The sequence below is a fragment of the Pseudomonas chlororaphis subsp. chlororaphis genome (assembly GCF_003945765.1).
Classification (GTDB): Bacteria; Pseudomonadota; Gammaproteobacteria; order Pseudomonadales; family Pseudomonadaceae; genus Aquipseudomonas; species Aquipseudomonas chlororaphis.
The window spans coordinates 6,643,362-6,659,991 of record NZ_CP027712.1 but is presented as its reverse complement, the minus strand read 5'-3'; the positions used below and the strand labels follow the sequence as shown (position 1 = coordinate 6,659,991).

Annotated in this window: 20 protein-coding genes; 16 read left to right on the top strand and 4 right to left on the bottom strand. The window is 59.8% G+C overall.

Features of this window, described 5'->3' with window-relative positions; all coding sequences use genetic code 11:
• Positions 1 to 110 precede the first annotated feature (110 nt).
• Positions 111 to 1,403 carry a phosphate regulon sensor histidine kinase PhoR gene (phoR, locus tag C4K27_RS30420; protein ID WP_238437595.1) on the bottom strand — a complete coding sequence of 431 codons (1,293 nt, stop codon included), beginning with the start codon at positions 1,401 to 1,403 and terminating at the stop codon, positions 111 to 113.
• An 80-nt stretch (positions 1,404 to 1,483) separates the two neighbouring features.
• Positions 1,484 to 2,173, bottom strand: coding sequence for a phosphate regulon transcriptional regulator PhoB (gene phoB / locus C4K27_RS30415; protein WP_007896474.1), 690 nt, complete (start codon positions 2,171 to 2,173; stop codon positions 1,484 to 1,486).
• A 151-nt stretch (positions 2,174 to 2,324) separates the two neighbouring features.
• On the opposite strand from phoB, the gene C4K27_RS30410 reads away from it, so the two are divergent.
• Positions 2,325 to 2,708, top strand: a complete 384-nt coding sequence (locus C4K27_RS30410) for a COG4315 family predicted lipoprotein (protein WP_007930297.1) — start codon at positions 2,325 to 2,327, stop codon at positions 2,706 to 2,708.
• Positions 2,709 to 2,777: 69 nt separating this feature from the next.
• Here the strand turns inward: C4K27_RS30410 and ubiA are convergent, their stop codons facing one another.
• Complete coding sequence (gene ubiA, locus C4K27_RS30405) at positions 2,778 to 3,668, bottom strand: 4-hydroxybenzoate octaprenyltransferase (protein WP_053263129.1); 891 nt, start codon at positions 3,666 to 3,668, stop codon at positions 2,778 to 2,780.
• Positions 3,668 to 4,231, bottom strand: coding sequence for a chorismate--pyruvate lyase family protein (locus C4K27_RS30400; RefSeq protein WP_053263128.1), 564 nt, complete (start codon positions 4,229 to 4,231; stop codon positions 3,668 to 3,670). Before C4K27_RS30400 ends, ubiA begins: the two co-directional genes overlap by 1 nt.
• 216 nt (positions 4,232 to 4,447) lie before the next feature.
• Between C4K27_RS30400 and C4K27_RS30395 the strand changes: the two genes are divergently transcribed.
• From C4K27_RS30395 to tssG, 15 genes are all read left to right on the top strand, one after another.
• Positions 4,448 to 4,615, top strand: a complete 168-nt coding sequence (locus tag C4K27_RS30395; RefSeq protein WP_007930291.1) for a rubredoxin — start codon at positions 4,448 to 4,450, stop codon at positions 4,613 to 4,615.
• 38 nt (positions 4,616 to 4,653) lie between these two features.
• Entirely contained in the window at positions 4,654 to 5,802 is a 1,149-nt protein-coding gene (locus C4K27_RS30390; protein ID WP_053263127.1) for an NAD(P)/FAD-dependent oxidoreductase, read from the top strand.
• A 188-nt stretch (positions 5,803 to 5,990) separates the two neighbouring features.
• On the top strand, positions 5,991 to 6,266 hold the full coding sequence (locus C4K27_RS30385) for an HU family DNA-binding protein (RefSeq protein WP_003213368.1): 276 nt from the start codon (positions 5,991 to 5,993) through the stop codon (positions 6,264 to 6,266).
• A gap of 638 nt (positions 6,267 to 6,904) precedes the next feature.
• Entirely contained in the window at positions 6,905 to 8,461 is a 1,557-nt protein-coding gene (gene tssA, locus C4K27_RS30380; protein ID WP_053263126.1) for a type VI secretion system protein TssA, read from the top strand.
• Between the two features lie 33 nt (positions 8,462 to 8,494).
• Positions 8,495 to 8,998 carry a type VI secretion system contractile sheath small subunit gene (tssB, locus tag C4K27_RS30375; protein WP_007930286.1) on the top strand — a complete coding sequence of 168 codons (504 nt, stop codon included), beginning with the start codon at positions 8,495 to 8,497 and terminating at the stop codon, positions 8,996 to 8,998.
• Between the two features lie 29 nt (positions 8,999 to 9,027).
• On the top strand, positions 9,028 to 10,503 hold the full coding sequence (gene tssC / locus C4K27_RS30370; RefSeq protein ID WP_053263125.1) for a type VI secretion system contractile sheath large subunit: 1,476 nt from the start codon (positions 9,028 to 9,030) through the stop codon (positions 10,501 to 10,503).
• Positions 10,504 to 10,517: 14 nt separating this feature from the next.
• Positions 10,518 to 10,925, top strand: a complete 408-nt coding sequence (tssE, locus tag C4K27_RS30365) for a type VI secretion system baseplate subunit TssE (protein WP_007930282.1) — start codon at positions 10,518 to 10,520, stop codon at positions 10,923 to 10,925.
• Positions 10,926 to 10,935: 10 nt separating this feature from the next.
• Positions 10,936 to 11,460 carry a PAAR domain-containing protein gene (locus tag C4K27_RS30360; RefSeq protein ID WP_053263124.1) on the top strand — a complete coding sequence of 175 codons (525 nt, stop codon included), beginning with the start codon at positions 10,936 to 10,938 and terminating at the stop codon, positions 11,458 to 11,460.
• 1 nt (position 11,461) lies between these two features.
• Entirely contained in the window at positions 11,462 to 12,139 is a 678-nt protein-coding gene (locus tag C4K27_RS31385; RefSeq protein WP_203031560.1) for a DUF6695 family protein, read from the top strand.
• Entirely contained in the window at positions 12,136 to 12,501 is a 366-nt protein-coding gene (locus C4K27_RS30350; protein WP_053263123.1) for a hypothetical protein, read from the top strand. The genes C4K27_RS31385 and C4K27_RS30350 overlap by 4 nt, the downstream gene beginning before the upstream one ends.
• A 1-nt stretch (position 12,502) precedes the next feature.
• Positions 12,503 to 12,964, top strand: a complete 462-nt coding sequence (locus C4K27_RS30345) for a hypothetical protein (protein WP_125738122.1) — start codon at positions 12,503 to 12,505, stop codon at positions 12,962 to 12,964.
• 182 nt (positions 12,965 to 13,146) lie between these two features.
• A complete protein-coding gene (locus tag C4K27_RS30340; RefSeq protein ID WP_173613371.1) occupies positions 13,147 to 13,347 on the top strand; it encodes a hypothetical protein in 201 nt (66 codons plus the stop codon).
• On the top strand, positions 13,344 to 13,769 hold the full coding sequence (locus tag C4K27_RS30335) for a hypothetical protein (protein WP_053263121.1): 426 nt from the start codon (positions 13,344 to 13,346) through the stop codon (positions 13,767 to 13,769). Before C4K27_RS30340 ends, C4K27_RS30335 begins: the two co-directional genes overlap by 4 nt.
• A gap of 93 nt (positions 13,770 to 13,862) precedes the next feature.
• A complete protein-coding gene (gene tssF, locus C4K27_RS30330) occupies positions 13,863 to 15,650 on the top strand; it encodes a type VI secretion system baseplate subunit TssF (RefSeq protein WP_007930278.1) in 1,788 nt (595 codons plus the stop codon).
• Positions 15,614 to 16,621 carry a type VI secretion system baseplate subunit TssG gene (gene tssG, locus C4K27_RS30325; protein WP_007930277.1) on the top strand — a complete coding sequence of 336 codons (1,008 nt, stop codon included), beginning with the start codon at positions 15,614 to 15,616 and terminating at the stop codon, positions 16,619 to 16,621. Before tssF ends, tssG begins: the two co-directional genes overlap by 37 nt.
• The last annotated feature ends 9 nt before the right edge of the window (positions 16,622 to 16,630 follow it).

Below are 16,630 nucleotides of genomic sequence, written 5' to 3'. Positions count from 1 at the left end.
GTTTTGCGGGTTCCGTGTATTCGAAAAAGAGAGAAATGCGCGGCGCAATGGCCGGCGCAAGCCAGCCAATGTAGCGGCTGGCAGGGCGATTGCCTAGTAGTGCGTGGCTGTCACCGCTGGTCGGTCAGGGTGTTGGCACGCAATCTTTTCACCTGGGCCGGGGCGAAATGGCAGGTAAAAGTGCTGCCGTGGCCCGGTACGCTGCTGATCTCCAGGCGCGCCCGATGGCGCAGCAGCACATGCTTGACGATGGCCAGGCCCAGGCCGGTGCCGCCGGTGTTGGAGTTGCGGCTGGAGTCGACCCGGTAGAAGCGTTCGGTCAGGCGTGGCAAGTGCTTGCTGTCGATGCCGATCCCCGAATCCTGCACGCTCAGGTGCGCGCCTTGCTCGTCGCCCCACCAGCGGATGCGGATGTTGCCCTCGGCCGGGGTGTATTTCACAGCGTTGAACACCAGGTTGGAAAAGGCGCTGCGCAGTTCCGCCTCGCTACCCTTGAGCTGGATCTGCGCGTCGGCTTCCAGGGTGATGCGCTGGTTGCGCTCCCCGGACAGCGCCTGGGCATCGCTCTTGATCGACTGCAGCAGCACGTCGATCGGCACCGGCTGGTTGTCCGACGGGTAGTCGGTGGCTTCCAGCTTGGCCAACAGCAGCAGGTCGTTGAGCAGGGTCTGCATGCGCCCGCCTTGCTGCTGCATCTGCTGCAGGGCGCGGCTCCAGCGCGGATTCACTTCCTCGACGTTATCGAGCAGGGTTTCCAGGTAGCCGCAGATCACCGTCAGCGGCGTGCGCAGCTCGTGGGAGACGTTGGCGATGAAGTCTTTGCGCATCTGTTCCAGCTGGTGGATGCGGGTCACGTCGCGCACCAGCATCAGGTGTTCGTTGTTGCCGTAGCGGGTGATGTACAGCTGAATGCGGACCCGGTCGTTGGTCGGCGAGGGGATTTCCAGCGGCTCGTTGTAATTGTCCTGCTCGAAATATTCCTTGAAGCGCGGATGGCGCACCAGGTTGGTCACCGGCTGGCCGCTGTCCTGTGGAGTCTTCAGGCCCAGCAGGGTTTCCGCCGCGCGGTTCCACCATTCCAGGTTGCCGTCGCTGTCGAGCATGATCACCGCGTCTTTCAGCGCCGCGGTGGACTCCTGGACCCGGTCTATCACGGCTTGCAGGCGCCCGCGCACCCGTTGGTCGCGGCGTTGCAGGTGGTAGATGCTGTCGAACACCTCGCCCCACAGGCCGTAGCCATCGGGCGGTGCTTCATCGGGTTGGTGCAGGCGCAGCCATTCGTGCAGGCGCAGCAGTTGCTTGAGGGTCCAGGCCAGATAGATCCCCAGGCCGATGGCCAGGCTCCAGCCGTAGTAACCGCTGATCAGGCCCACCAGCAGGCAGCCGGTGACCAACAGCAGCATGTGGCGAATCAGGGTGCCATGCCAGTTCTGGTTCACTTAACACGCGTCCTTGTAAGCGTCTGGCGAATAAGGGGCCGGCTTCAGGCCTTGGTGGAAAAACGGTAGCCGGTGCCGCGCACGGTTTGTACCAGATTCTCGTAGGCATCGCCCAAGGCTTTGCGCAGGCGGCGGATATGCACGTCGACGGTACGCTCTTCGACATAGACGTTGCCGCCCCAGACCTGGTCAAGCAACTGGCCACGGGTGTAGGCGCGTTCCTGGTGGGTCATGAAAAATTGCAGCAGGCGGTATTCGGTCGGGCCCATCTCGGCCGGTTTGCCGTCGATGGTCACGCGGTGGCTGATCGGGTCCAGTAGCAGGCCGCCGACTTCGATCGGTGCCTCGCCGTCGGTCGGGCCAGCGCGGCGCAGCACGGCCTTGAGGCGCGCGACCAGCTCGCGAGGGGAGAATGGCTTGGTGATGTAGTCGTCGGCGCCGACTTCCAGGCCCTGGATCTTGTTGTCCTCTTCGCCCTTGGCGGTGAGCATGATGATCGGTATGTCACCGGTCAGCTCATCGCGTTTCAGGCGCCGCGCCAGCTCGATGCCGGAGGTGCCGGGCAGCATCCAGTCGAGCAGGATCAGGTCGGGCTTGCGGTCGACGATAATGGCATGGGCCTGCTGGGAGTTCTCCGCCTCCAGGCAGTCGTAGCCGGCCATTTCCAACGCAACGGCGATCATTTCGCGAATGGGCGCTTCGTCGTCAACGATCAGAATGCTCCTGCCAACCATGCTTAATCCTCTTGTCATTTAACTGTCTTGCGCCGCATTAGATAACGGAATTATTGCAGTCGTGTGACAGTATTTTAGGTGCTGGTGCGAGGGCTGCATTCGTGGACTAAGCTTTGGGTCCGAATCCTGACAACCACCAAAGAAGGTTTCCATGACTCAACACACGCAATCCTGGAAAGCCCTGTTGCTGAGCGCTGCGCTGGCCCTGCCGGGGCTGGCGTTCGCTGCGGAACCGGCGATGACCAAAGACGGTATGTTCGTCGACCACAAGGGCATGACCTTGTACACCTTTGCCAAGGACAGCGGCGGCAAGTCCATGTGCAACGACAAGTGCGCCGCCAACTGGCCGCCGCTGATGGCCGCCAGCGGTGACAAGGCGATGGGCGAGTGGACCGTCATCAAGCGTGACGACGGCTCCATGCAGTGGGCCTACGACGGCAAGCCGCTGTACACCTTCGTGATGGACAAGAAAGCCGGTGACATGACCGGCGACGGCAAGATGGATGGCGCCTGGAAAGTGGCCAAGCCTGATTGACCTTGGTGCTTTCATCGCGGGCCAGCCTCGCTCCTACGTAGGAGCGAGGCTTGCCCGCGATAACGATCTTCAGCGCACCGCGTAATCCACGACTATCCCCAGGAAAATCGCCAATCCCGCCCAGTGGTTATGCAGGAAGGCCTTGAAGCACTTCATCCGGTCGCGATCGCGGGTGTACCAGAACTCCCAGGCAAAACACCCGGCCGCCACCAGCAGGCCCAGGTGAAACCAGACACCCAATTCGAAGCGCGCGCCCACCAGCAGCAGGCACACCAGCGCCAGGCCCTGTAGGGTCAGGATGATTACCCGGTCGGCTTCGCCGAACAGGATCGCGGTGGATTTCACCCCGATCTTCAGGTCGTCGTCGCGGTCGGTCATTGCGTAATAGGTGTCATAACCCACGGTCCACAGCAGGTTGGCGATGTACAGCAGCCAGGCGGTGGCCGGCAGCTCGCCGGTCTCGGCGGTAAAGGCCATCGGGATGCCCCAGGAGAACGCCGCGCCCAGCACCACTTGCGGGTAATAGGTGTAGCGCTTCATGAAGGGGTAGCTGGCCGCCAGGGCCAGGCCGCCCAGCGACAGCCAGATGGTCGTCGCGTTGGTGCACAGCACCAGCAGGAAGCTGATGAACATCAGCACGGCGAAGAACATCAGGGCTTCCCTGGAACTGATCTTGCCGCTGACCAGCGGGCGCTGTTCGGTGCGCTTCACATGGCCGTCGACCTTGCGGTCGGCCCAGTCGTTGATCACGCAGCCGCCGGCCCGGGTGAGGGTTACGCCAAGGACGAAAATCACGATATTGGCCAGCGAAGGCGAGCCTTTGCCGGCAATCCACAGGGCCCAGAGGGTCGGCCAGAGCAGCAGGTAGATGCCGATCGGCTTGTCCATGCGGGTCAGCTGGATAAAGTCCCAGGCGCGTGGATTCAGGTGGTTGAGGGATTTGAGCAGGCTCTGATACATCAGCGGTTCTCCGGCTGGGCGCCGACGGCGCTCCACAGGGACGGCAGGAAGATTTCGGCGACCAGCACGCTCAGGGTTGCGCGATCGAAGCGCGAACGGCGGGCCCAGAGCTCGTCGGCCTGCACTTCGTCGGGCAGCCACAGGCGTGGGTAATGGCAGACCTCGATGGGGCGGCGCTGAAAGGCCTGGTCACAGAACAGCAGTTCTCCCAGGGAGCGGCTACCCAGTTCGTCCATGTTCAGCCCGCCATCTTGCAGGGCACTGCGGGCCGCCACGCTGCGGGCGAATACCCAGGCCTGGCCGTGACCGCGCAGATACACCTCGCGTACCCAGCCCTGGCTGCCTGGCTGCAGGTCCAGCGCGGCGCATTCGTCGGCGCGCAGGGGCTGCCAGCCCTCGACCAGCGGCGTCACGCTGAAGCCGTCGTCGGAGAGACGGGTCAGGCGCCGGGTCAGCGAACCTTCATCGAACAGCCAGTCGAGGGTCTGTGCGTCGGGGAGGGGCATCAGCCGGCTTTGCGAGAGCCAGTCCGGGGTGGAAAATGCAGAGATTGAGTGCGGCACAGTGGGTCATTATTGGCAGCAAATGAGGCCGCGAGCTTAGCATGGCGCCAGGCGATTTTGCCGCAATGGAGCGGCCGCCCGCAGCGAACGTGCTTGCATCCGTCGGTGCTCATCAGTACAAAACGCGCTGGGCCGGACGCGCCCCCTGGCGTCATCCAGAGTCGATTCATCGACCATCCCGCCGGCAACAGCCTGAGAACCTGAGGAAACGCGTAAATGAAAAAGTGGCAATGTGTGGTCTGCGGCCTGATCTACAACGAAGCCGATGGCTGGCCGGACGACGGAATCTTGCCCGGTACCCGCTGGGAAGACGTGCCTGAAGACTGGCTCTGCCCGGATTGCGGCGTCGGCAAAATGGATTTCGAAATGATCGAAATCGGCTGATCACACCCTGTGATCCCCTGAACCTGAAGGAGTAAGGAATGAACGCACCTGTCGTCATCGTGGGCACCGGGCTGGCCGGCTACAACCTGGCCCGGGAGTTTCGCAAGCTCGATAGCGAAACGCCGCTGCTGCTGATCACCGCCGATGACGGGCGTTCCTATTCCAAACCGATGCTTTCCACCGGTTTTGGCAAGAACAAGGAAGCCGACGGCCTGAGCATGGCCGAACCCGGCGCCATGGCCGAGCAATTGAAGGCCGAGGTGCGCACCCATACCCGCATCAGCGGCATCGACCCTGGCCACAAGCGCCTGTGGATGGGTGAAGAAGCGGTGAACTACCGCGACCTGATCCTCGCCTGGGGCGCGGAAACCGTGCGCGTACCGGTGGAGGGTGATGCCGGCGACCTGATCTTCCCGATCAACGACCTGGAGGACTACGCGCGCTTTCGCGCAGCCGCGGCCGGCAAGCGCCGGGTGTTGCTGCTGGGCGCCGGCCTGATCGGCTGCGAGTTCGCCAACGACCTGATCCTCGGCGGTTATGCAGTGGACCTTGTGGCGCCCTGCGAGCAGGTCATGCCGACGCTGCTGCACCCTGCGGCCGCCGCCGCGGTGCAGGCCGGGCTGGAAAGCCTGGGCGCGCGCTTCCACCTGGGGCCGGTACTCAATCGCTTGCAGCGCACGGCGGATGGCCTCGAGGCACATCTGTCCGACGGTGAAGTGATTGCCTGCGACCTGGTGGTGTCGGCGATCGGCCTGCGTCCGCGCATCGACCTGGCCGCCGCCGCGGGGGTGATGGTCAACCGTGGGGTGGTGGTTGACCGGCATCTCAAGACCTCCCACGCCAACATTTATGCCTTGGGCGACTGCGCCGAGGTCGATGGGCTGAATCTGTTGTACGTCATGCCCCTCATGAGTTGTGCGCGAGCGCTGGCGCAGACCCTGGCGGGCAACTCGACGGCAGTCAGCTACGGCCCGATGCCGATCACCGTGAAAACCCCGGTCTGCCCGCTGGTGGTTTCGCCACCGCCACGCGGCTTGGAAGGCGTGTGGACAGTCGAAGGGCAGGGCGCCGACATCAAGGCGCTGTGCCGCGATGCCAGCGGCAAACTGCTGGGCTATGCGCTGACCGGGGCCGCGGTCATGGACAAACTGGCCCTGAACAAGGAGCTTCCCGGCTTGTTGGCCTAAATACCGGTCGTTCTGTCGGAATAATCATGTGTTTGCCACTACAAAGGTCGCGCAGAGACTGGCGCCACTCCTAACTGCGTGCCATCCTCACACCCGTCTGCCGCAGAGTAGAGCCTGCGGCGCCTTGGGCGCTGTTCCGGAAGAACAGCACGGACATAACAACAAAAAACCGTCAAAGAGGCTTCACTATGCGTAAACCAGAACTCGCCGCTGCAATTGCTGAAAAAGCGGATCTGACCAAAGAACAAGCCAACCGCGTTCTCAATGCCGTTCTCGAAGAAATCACTGGCGCCCTGCATCGCAAAGACAGCGTCACCCTGGTAGGTTTTGGAACCTTCCTGCAGCGTCACCGTGGCGCCCGTACCGGCAAGAACCCGCAAACCGGTGAGCCGGTGAAGATCAAGGCCAGCAACACCGTAGCCTTCAAGCCAGGAAAATCGCTGAAAGACAGCGTCAATCCATAACTGTTGCGAACTCCCTCGATAGCAGGGAGAACCGTATTGAAAAATGGGCAAGCCGATAATTCGGATGCCCATTTTTTATGAATGGTTGTTCGGCATATAAAGAACGGGAATGCATGCAGCAAGTTTCGCTAGGAACTACATCGGTACTGCTCAAAAAACATACAGACTGTTTGATGACAAACTACCGTCTTGAGTGCCATCATATTAGTGGCACTTTCCAAAGTTAGGGGCGTCCGCGACTGCACTCTTTCATAAAAGTTCAGAATTAGGACTTATTTCCGTATCCGGCACTTTCGATTCTGCCTGGCATTGCCCCTTAATCATTGAATCGCTCTCTGGTTTATATCGCGCAAGGCTCTGGCCCGCGGCTTCTGGTATTGCTGGTTGGAATAGGGATTCAACTGGCTGCCTAGGGGGAAACCCTGCCATATATAAGGCAATCTCTTACGAATAGCCGATGACAGTTCGTCTTGTTGTTTGAGGGGATGCTTGCTAGTGGCCATCATACTGATTACGATGCGCGCTCTTGAAAGAGCAAGACTCAATTGGATGAGTACCAGCAATTGCTCTTCGATACTGTCCAGCCCGCGAAAAAAATCTCGCGTGCGTATAGACCGTAATCTCAAAAAAGGCCATGGATGTCCTACTCAAGTAAACTTTCTGCCCATTACCTCGAACTCGCCAAAGCCTCTGTTTCCAAAGAGAGTTTTGCGGGCGAGGACGTTCGCTTCTCCAGCGAATACGAGGCACTGGAAAGTGAGCTGGGCAAAGCCCAATCCATGCACGAAAGCGGTCAGATCGACTGGCTGAAAATCCTCGAAAACAGTGAAGCGCTGCTGCGTACCCAGTCCAAGGATCTGCGGGTGGCCGCCTGGCTCACCTGGGCCTTGTATCAGCGTGAATCCTTCCCCGGCCTGCTGGCCGGCCTTGGTCTTCTGCAGCACCTGTGCGAACAGCATTGGGCGCAGATTCACCCCGCCAAACTGCGCACCCGGGCTGCCGCCATCGGCTGGCTGGTGCCGCGTCTTGAGCAGGTGCTGGGCGAAAACATCGCGATCAAGGAGCAGTTGCCGCTGTTCCGCCGCCTGGTGGAACACCTGGAAGGGCTCGATGCCGCGCTCACCGAGCATCTGGGTGACAACGCGCCCTTGCTGCTGCCGATCTGCCGGCGGCTGTCGACCATGGTCCAGCGCGCCGCCGACAACCAGCCGGAACCCGGCGCCGTGGGCGCGGTGGTGGCCCAGGTCAAGCAGGCCGCGACCCAGCTGTTCACGCCTGGCGCGCCGATCGACAACGAGAAGGAAGCGCAGAAGGCCCTGCGTGCGATGCAGGAAAACGCCCGCCCGCTGAGCGCCTGGTGGCTCAAGCAGAAGGCCACTGACGTACGCGCCTTGCGCCTGAACCGCACCATGCTGTGGTTGCCCATCGATGCCGTCCCGGAGCGCAACGCCGAGCAGATCACTGCGTTGCGCGGGCTGCCGGCCGACAAGCTCAAGATCTACCAGGAGCGTTTTGCCAATGGGCAATACGCCGACCTGTTGGTGGAGCTCGAAGCCAGCCTGGCCAGGGCGCCGTTCTGGTTCGACGGCCAGCGCATGGTCTGGGAATGCCTGCAGGGGCTGAACGCCGACCAGGCGATGCGCGAAGTGGAGTTTCACTTCGCGCTCCTGTTGCAGCGCCTGCCGGGGGTGGTCGAGTTGCGTTTCCACGACGGCGCGCCTTTCGCCGACCCGGCCACCCGCGGCTGGATCAGCGCCCATGTCATGCCCCATCTGCAAAGCGCCAGCGCGCCGCGCAAGGTCGAAGCGACCGCCAGCCAGCCTGCCTGGGAAGAAGCCCTCGAAGAGGTCTTGCCGATCCTGCGCAAGGACGGCCTCAAGGCCGCCGTGCAGATCCTCAAGCAAGGCCTGCAGAACGCCCATGGCGGGCGGGTGAGGTTTTTCTGGCAGTTCAGCCTGGCGCGGCTGTGCTTCATGGCCAAGAAATACGAGCTGGCCAAGACCCAGCTCGAAACCCTCGATCAAGAATTACTGAGCTCGGGCCTGCATGCCTGGGAGCCGGATCTTGCGTTGGAAGTGCTGCACCTCCTGCATAGCTGCTGTGAGTTGTTGCCGCAGAACCACGCAGTGCGAGAACGCAAGGAAGAGATTTATCGCAGGCTGTGCCACCTCGACCTCGAAGTGGTACTCGAATAGGCCCCAGGGCCAACAACCGCAAGGAGAAAAGCCATGGCCAAAGAAGGCTCGGTAGCCCCCAAGGAACGCATCAACGTCACCTTCAAACCCGCCACCGGCGGTGCTCAGGAAGAGATTGAACTGCCGTTGAAGCTACTGGCAATCGGTGATTACACCCAGCGCGTGGACGAGCGCAAAGTGGAAGACCGCAAGCCGATCAGCATCGACAAAATGACGTTCGACGAAGTGCTGGCCAAGCAGGAGCTGAGCCTGACGCTGAGCGTGCCTAACCGTCTTCAGGAAGAGGGCGACACCGAAGAGCTGGCGGTCAAGCTGCGCGTCAACTCGATGAAGGACTTCAACCCGGCCAGCCTGGTCGAGCAAGTGCCTGAGCTGAAAAAACTGATGGAACTGCGCGACGCGCTGGTGGCCCTCAAGGGTCCGCTGGGTAACGCCCCTGCATTCCGTAAAGCCATCGAAGGCGTACTCGCCGACGACGAATCGCGCGGTCGTGTACTCGGTGAGCTGGGCCTGAACGCCGCAGCCACCGAAGCCTGAGTCTCTATCAGTCAAGGAAGCCAAACACTATGAGCACTAGTGCAGCACAACAGAAAAGCAACGAGAACGGCGAGTACAGCATTCTCGACAGCATCATCGCCGAAACCCGCCTGACTCCGGACGACGAAGCCTACGACATCGCCAAGCGCGGCGTGTCGGCCTTCATCGAAGAGCTGCTCAAGCCTCAGAACAATGGCGAGCCAGTCAAGAAGGCCATGGTCGACCGCATGATCGCCGAGATCGATGCCAAGCTCAGCCGCCAGATGGACGAAATCCTCCACCACGAAGACTTCCAGTCCCTGGAATCGGCCTGGCGCGGCCTGCAGTTGCTGGTCGATCGCACCAACTTCCGCGAAAACATCAAGATCGAAATCCTCAACGTCTCCAAGCAGGACCTGCTGGACGACTTCGAAGATTCGCCGGAAGTGATGCAGGCTGGCCTGTACAAGCACATCTACACCGCTGAATACGGCCAGTTCGGTGGCCAGCCGGTGGGCGCGATCATCGCCAACTACTTCATGTCGCCAAGCTCGCCAGACGTGAAGCTGATGCAGTACGTGTCCAGCGTTGCCTGCATGTCCCACGCGCCGTTCATCGCCGCGGCCGGTCCGAAATTCTTCGGTCTGGAAAGCTTCACCGGCCTGCCGGACCTCAAGGATCTGAAAGATCACTTCGAAGGCCCGCAATTCGCCAAATGGCAGAGCTTCCGCCAGTCGGAAGACTCGCGCTACATCGGCCTGACCGTACCGCGCTTCCTGCTGCGCAACCCGTACGATCCGGAAGAGAACCCGGTCAAATCCTTCGTCTACAAGGAAACCGTTGCCAACAGTCACGAGCATTACCTGTGGGGCAACACCGCGTACGCGTTCGGTACCAAGCTGACCGACAGCTTCGCCAAGTTCCGCTGGTGCCCGAACATCATCGGCCCGCAGAGCGGTGGCGCGGTAGAAGACCTGCCGCTGCACCACTTCGAAAGCATGGGCGAAATCGAAACCAAGATCCCGACCGAGGTACTGGTCAGCGACCGTCGTGAATACGAACTGGCCGAGGAAGGCTTCATCTCCCTGACCATGCGTAAAGGCAGCGACAACGCGGCGTTCTTCTCCGCCAGCTCGGTGCAGAAGCCGAAGTTCTTCGGCATCAGCGCCGAAGGCAAGGCCGCGGAGCTGAACTACAAGCTCGGCACCCAGCTGCCGTACATGATGATCGTCAACCGCCTGGCTCACTACCTCAAAGTGCTGCAGCGCGAGCAACTCGGTTCGTGGAAAGAACGTACCGACCTCGAGCTGGAACTCAACAAGTGGATCCGCCAGTACGTCGCCGACCAGGAAAACCCGAGCGCCGAAGTGCGTGGCCGTCGTCCGCTGCGCGCCGCGCAGATCATCGTCAGCGATGTGGAAGGTGAGCCGGGCTGGTACCGCGTCAGCCTGAACGTGCGCCCGCACTTCAAGTACATGGGTGCCGATTTCACCCTGTCGCTGGTTGGCAAGCTGGACAAAGAGTAACCAGGAGCTAGGTCATGACCGGATACGGCAGCCTTTTCGAACGCCTGAGTGGCGAGGCCGACAAACGTGTCGGCTGGAGCCGCGAGGTTTCCGCCATGGCGTCGGTGGCTGCCCATCTGGGCAAGATGCTCAGCACCCGTGCGGGCAGCGTGCAGACGCTGTCCGACTACGGGTTGCCCGATCTCAACGACATGCGCCTGAGCCTGCACGACGCCCTGAGCCAGGCCCGCCTGGCCATCGAAAGCTTCATCGAAGCCTACGAGCCGCGTCTGAGCAATGTGCGTGTCGTTTCCCTGCCGCGCGATCACGACCAGCTCAAGCTGGCTTTCAATATCGAAGGCCTGCTTGAGGTGGACGGGTTCAAGCGCCAGGTCAGTTTTTCCGCGCGCCTGGATGGCAGCGGTCAGGTCAAGGTCAGTTAAGGAGACGAGGATGTCAGGTAAACCCGCAGCACGCGTCAGCGACCCCACCGCCTGCCCGCTCCCCGGCCACGCAACCAACCCGATCGCCGCCGGTTCCGGCGATGTGTTTTTCGACGGCCTCGCGGCCGCCCGCCAAGGCGATGCCTCGGCGTGTGGCGGTGCGATGTCCGGCGGCCTGGCGACCACGGTGCTGATCAACGGCAAGCCGGCGGCCACAGTTGATTCGGTCGGGACTCATGGAAATATCGTTATCGGTGGGTCGGGGACGGTGATTATCGGGAATTCGCATTCGGCGGCGCCGTTTGAGGCGCCGGTTCCGTTGAATATATTCGGGTTTGATGTGCGTGTTCAGTTGTTGGACTCATCCTCCGGAAGCCCACTCAAGAATGTCCCCTATATTGCGACTCTTGAAGATGGCACTGAGGTGCAAGGGATTACAGATGAGGCAGGACTCTCCAAGCCTTTAGGTAAAAAGGCTCAACCACAAAATGTTCAGTTCGCTGCCAAGCCGAACTGGCTTTTGCGAGGAGAATGAGATGGCACAAGCTGCTCAGGTCACAACTGTAGTCACGACACCTGCTGCGGAAGTGGCGCCTGTTCAAGTCTATTTAGTGGGTGATCAGGATTACGTTATTCCTATTGTTTTTCCTGACTATAAAATCCATATCGACGGATATCAGGCTACGTTTTTCGGTAAGAAGATTGAAATACCTGGTGGTAAGGCTCCCTATCTTGGGCATGCTGGTGTTCTTGTTATTAACGGTAAAACAGGCCAGTCCAAATATTATGAATATGGTCGTTACCCCGGCCCGGGACCTGCTGGGCGTGTGCGCGTTGGCCGAATTCCTGATGTTGTGCTGAAGGGGGGAGCGATTACTGAGTCGTCTCTTAAAAAAACGTTAAGGCATATCGCCACTGAGCATGGCCAGTCTGGAAACATTACCGGAGTGGTACTGAGAGGCGTTGTCTACGATAAAGCGCTTGCTTGGTTGAAGGCGAAAGAGGCAGAAAATACCGATAGTAAACGGCAGGAGTATGATCTTGGTAACCACAACTGTGTAACTTTTGCTACTGACTTGGCAGAGGCAGTGGGTTTTTCAATACCTTTTCGTACTCGTGTTGTTGTACCTAGTGCATATATGGCGCAGTTCCAGTTTAGTGAGCCGGATTTGGACTATATCTACTCCACGGACACTCTGGAGATAACCAAGTGAAGGTTCTGAAGTGGCTTGTTATTTCTGTGATCACTCTGTTGATCGTTTTTATAGTTGCTGCTTATACGTTGCTTGAGCGCGTAGACGAAAAGGTGCCGACATTGAAAGATCATCCAAATGCTCATTGGAGTGGTGCACAGGACGGCGGAGTTTTCTTTGAGATAACCAAGGCTGACCCTCCAGCGTATTACATAGAGATCCGTTATGAGAGTGGAAATATCTGGTCTGAGGGCTGGGTAAAGCATGTTGTGAAAGCTGGGGAGAAATTCACCAATAAGGACTTGCTTGGCTACGATGGTGGAGATGTTGTTTATCTGCAAGACGGAACGGTTCTAACTCTGAATCCGAAGATAGTGAAGTGATATGGCTATGCGTGCTAGTTTTTCCTTAGTGTCCCAGACACTATTGCAGAATTGTTTTCTTGCAGGATTTCGGGCTGAGGTGAAAAAACTATGCAAGCAGAAAACCATACCGACGGTAGCCATGTGTGAAAAGGGAATGCGTCGCATGTTCCTTTATCTTTATCTGGCTGTATCGGCGCTTTTGTTGCTGATGTCCTTTACTCATCCGCGCGCGCAACAGTCGAGCAACTTGAGTTGGGCAGGTCTGTCTTTTCCTAGGGATTGGTACGAATTCCTGTTTTTGGTTTGTACTGTGCTTTTCATTCCCATGATGGGAGTGGCTTTTTATTGTTTTCTGAAAGGTATCAGCCTGTCTCTGAAGCAACGAAGTTTACGGGTGGGTGCATCTGCATTGCTAGTTTCTATTGTAGCTTCCATAGCACTTTATAGTTTTAACAAGTGGGTGTTCAGTGAGTTGTTTTAGTTTCTGGTTAATGAGCGGCCAAGGAGGAAGTGTTGCTGTTCCGAGTTATCCGGTCTCGACCGTAAAGATAAGGCGCTCACTATTTTCATGCTGCAATGGGAAGAGAGTTGGTTGAATATTTTTATCAGTAATACGCCATATACCCACTTGGAAAACTGACCGACATGTACGGGAAAGGTGAAATGGAAGGCTACCTGGCCGTTGTTGCCGACAGTGATCTGTTCGGCTGCCTGGCCTTCTTGAGTCTTGCATTGCTCGTAACGGCATTGCATCGGAGGGCTCAAGAAACGTATCTGCACCGCGTCCTGACATTCATTGTTTTGGCCAGCGTTGTCGCCATGTTTGTCGCGGGCACCTGGTATGGGAATTCGAATCCGGCATGAACATCTATGTCCGTTTTGCCATGTGCCTGGCTTTCCACGCCGCTGGATGCGTTGCATACGTCTTTCTGAATGACGCGGTTGTCGTCGCCTATAAAGCGTTTAACGGCGGATTCACCACTCGTGGGGTAGGCATCGGCATCGCTCACTACATGTTCATTTACATTTTTTTCGGGGTGAATCTGGTCGTCGCGCTGTTCCCGAATCTGTGGGCCAAGTTGTGCGTGTTGGCGCTAATGGTCAGTTTCATTCTGTTCACCATGGTTCCGGACAATCCGCTGCGTGCGCTCTTCTACACCGTGGCTCAGGGTGGGGTGACGCTGCTGGCGATTCTGATTACACAGGTCATCGAGCTGCGCTGGGAGCGACGCGCGTTGATTCGGCAAGCAACGCCCGTGAGCCCTGCTCAAGGGGTAGTCGCATGATCAACGCGCGCCGCCGACTGGCTGTGTCAGAGCTGACAGTCGCGATCTACAGGATGGCTTTTTTGATGAGATTCAATACCAGGCAGGTAACCCGTGTCCTTTAACCACTACTACCAAAGCGAACTCACCGCGCTGCGCCAGCTGGGTCGCCGTTTCGCCGAGCGTAGTCCGGCCCTGGCGCCGTTCCTGGGCCAGGCCGGGCGGGATCCGGATGTGGAGCGCCTGCTCGAAGGTTTCGCCTTTCTCACTGGTCGCCTGCGACAGAAGCTCGATGACGAGCTACCGGAACTCAGCCACTCGCTGATGCACTTGCTGTGGCCGAACTACATGCGGCCGTTGCCGGCGTTCAGCATTTTGCAGTTTGACCCGCTGAAGCAGTCCGGGCCGGCCCTGCGCGTGGAGCGTGATACGCCGGTGGAGAGCAAGCCCATCGATGACGTGCGCTGCCGCTTCCGCACGTGCTACCCGACCGAAGTCCTGCCGCTGGACCTGACGGCGCTGAATTACTCGGTGAAAGGCGACGGCGCGCTGCTCAGCCTGCGCCTGGAGATGAGCTGCGACGGCCACCTCGGCGAGCTGAACCTCAGCCGCCTGCGCCTGCATCTGGCGGGTGAGCGCTACATCAGCCAGATGCTCTACCTGAGCCTGCTGCGCAACCTCGAAGGTATCGAGCTGGTGCCGCTGGGCATGGACGGCAAGCCGTTCCCGGGTGTCAGCGGCAATGCCATGTCGTTCAAGATGCCCGGCAACCGCGTGCAGCCGGTGGGCTTCGCCGAGGAAGAGGCGTTGATCCCGTATCCGCTGAATACCTTCCGCGGCTATCGCTACTTGCAGGAGTATTTCGCCTTCCAGGACAAGTTCCTGTTCGTCGACCTGAACGGCCTGGACCTGCTCAAATCGCTGCCGGAGGACACCCTCAAGCAGCTGCACGGCCTGGAAGTGCGCTTCGACATTCGCAAGAGCGGCATCCAGCGCCTGCGGCCGACCCTGGACAACGTGAAGCTGTATTGCACGCCGATCGCCAACCTGTTCAAGCACGACGCCCTGCCGATCCGCCTCGACGGCAAGCAGGACGAGTACCTGCTGCTGCCGGCCGAGTACGACCTGGAAAACTGCGGCGTGTTCTCGGTGGAAACCGTGACCGGCTGGAAGCCCGGCGGCCTGGGTTACCAGGAATACGTGCCGTTCGAATCCTTCGAGCACGACCCGAGTTTCGACGTCCCGCAAAGCCGCCCGCACTACAGTATCCGCCAGCGTTCCTCGCTGCTGCACGACGGCCTGGACACTTACCTGAGCTTCGGCATCCGCCACACCGAGGCCCACGAAACCCTGTCCATCGAGCTGACCTGCACCAATCAGAACCTGCCGCGCCGGCTCAAGCTCGGCGAGATCAACCAGGCGTGCGAGGAAACCCCGGAGTTCCTCAGTTTCCGCAATATCACCCCGGCCACCTCGAGCTACGCGCCACCGCTGAATCGCGACTTCCTGTGGAAGCTGATCAGCAACATGTCGCTCAACTATCTGTCGCTGGCCAACGTCGATGCGCTCAAGGTGATTCTCGAAACCTACGACTTGCCGCGCTACTACGACCAGCACCTGGAAAAGGTCAGCAAGCGCCTGCTGGGCGGACTCAAGTCGATCCGCCACGAGCATGTCGACCGGCTGCATCGGGGCCTGCCGCTGCGCGGTTTGCGCACCGAGCTGACCATCGATCCGGAAGGCTATATCGGTGAGGGCGACATGTTCGTCTTCGCCTCGGTTCTCAACGAGTTTTTCGCTCTTTACGCCAGTCTCAACTCGTACCACGAGCTGCGGGTAAAAAGTACACAGGGAGAGGTGTACCAATGGACACCACGTATGGGTCTACAGCCCCTGCTTTAAGCGGGCTGACCCGGGTCATTCGCGAGTACTCGCTGTTTCAGGCCGTGCTGCTGGTGGTGGACCGGCTGCGCGATTCCCATCCGGGCCTGAGCGAAGAGGATCTCTACGACCAGCTGGAATTCCAGGCCAATCCGAGCCTGGGTTTCCCTGGCAGCGACGTCGATCGCGTGGAGTTTTTCGAAGAGCACGGGCAGATGCGCGCGCGCCTGCGGTTCAACCTGATCGGGCTGTTCGGCTCCGGCTCGCCGCTGCCGGCGTTCTACGGTGAACAAGCCCTGGGCGACAGCGAAGACGGCAACCCGACCCGCAACTTCCTCGACCTGTTCCACCATCGCCTGCAACGGCTGATGCTGCCGATCTGGCGCAAGTACCGCTACCGCGCCAGCTTCAAGAGCGGCGCGCTCGACCCGTTTTCCGCCCAGCTGTTCGCCTTGATCGGCCTCGGTGGCGAGGACATCCGCAAGGCCAAGGAGCTGAACTGGAAGCGCCTGCTGCCGTACCTCGGCCTGCTCAGCCTGCGGGCCCACTCGGCGGCATTGATCGAGGCCGTGCTGCGCTACTACTTCAAGCATGCGGACCTGGTGATCGAGCAGTGCATCGAGCGCCGGGTGGAGATTCTCGAAGAGCAGCGCAACCGCCTCGGCCGCGCCAACAGCCAGCTCGGCGAAGACCTGGTGCTGGGCGAACGGGTGCGCGACCGCAGCGGCAAGTTCCGCATCCATATCCGCCAGCTCGACTGGCAACGCTTCCACGAATTCCTGCCGATCGGTTTCGGCTACCAGCCGCTGTGCGCGCTGGTGCGGTTCACCCTGCGTGACCCGCTGGACTACGACATTCGCCTGGTCCTGCGCCAGGAAGAAATCCGCGAACTGCGCATCGGTGAGCAGAACGCCTGTCGCCTGGGGTGGACCAGTTGGCTCGGCCGCGAACGCGCGGACGGCGTGGTGACCCTGGGCAGCAAAATTCATTAAGGACAGATG

Coding starts and splice junctions, on each gene's coding strand:
- phoR (WP_238437595.1), bottom strand. CDS start 1,403: ATGCTGCTGTTGGTCACCGGCTGCCTGCTGGTGGGCCTGATCAGCGGT.
- phoB (WP_007896474.1), bottom strand. CDS start 2,173: ATGGTTGGCAGGAGCATTCTGATCGTTGACGACGAAGCGCCCATTCGC.
- C4K27_RS30410 (WP_007930297.1), top strand. CDS start 2,325: ATGACTCAACACACGCAATCCTGGAAAGCCCTGTTGCTGAGCGCTGCG.
- ubiA (WP_053263129.1), bottom strand. CDS start 3,668: ATGTATCAGAGCCTGCTCAAATCCCTCAACCACCTGAATCCACGCGCC.
- C4K27_RS30395 (WP_007930291.1), top strand. CDS start 4,448: ATGAAAAAGTGGCAATGTGTGGTCTGCGGCCTGATCTACAACGAAGCC.
- C4K27_RS30390 (WP_053263127.1), top strand. CDS start 4,654: ATGAACGCACCTGTCGTCATCGTGGGCACCGGGCTGGCCGGCTACAAC.
- C4K27_RS30385 (WP_003213368.1), top strand. CDS start 5,991: ATGCGTAAACCAGAACTCGCCGCTGCAATTGCTGAAAAAGCGGATCTG.
- tssA (WP_053263126.1), top strand. CDS start 6,905: ATGTCCTACTCAAGTAAACTTTCTGCCCATTACCTCGAACTCGCCAAA.
- tssB (WP_007930286.1), top strand. CDS start 8,495: ATGGCCAAAGAAGGCTCGGTAGCCCCCAAGGAACGCATCAACGTCACC.
- tssC (WP_053263125.1), top strand. CDS start 9,028: ATGAGCACTAGTGCAGCACAACAGAAAAGCAACGAGAACGGCGAGTAC.
- tssE (WP_007930282.1), top strand. CDS start 10,518: ATGACCGGATACGGCAGCCTTTTCGAACGCCTGAGTGGCGAGGCCGAC.
- C4K27_RS30360 (WP_053263124.1), top strand. CDS start 10,936: ATGTCAGGTAAACCCGCAGCACGCGTCAGCGACCCCACCGCCTGCCCG.
- C4K27_RS31385 (WP_203031560.1), top strand. CDS start 11,462: ATGGCACAAGCTGCTCAGGTCACAACTGTAGTCACGACACCTGCTGCG.
- C4K27_RS30345 (WP_125738122.1), top strand. CDS start 12,503: ATGGCTATGCGTGCTAGTTTTTCCTTAGTGTCCCAGACACTATTGCAG.
- C4K27_RS30340 (WP_173613371.1), top strand. CDS start 13,147: ATGGAAGGCTACCTGGCCGTTGTTGCCGACAGTGATCTGTTCGGCTGC.
- C4K27_RS30335 (WP_053263121.1), top strand. CDS start 13,344: ATGAACATCTATGTCCGTTTTGCCATGTGCCTGGCTTTCCACGCCGCT.
- tssG (WP_007930277.1), top strand. CDS start 15,614: ATGGACACCACGTATGGGTCTACAGCCCCTGCTTTAAGCGGGCTGACC.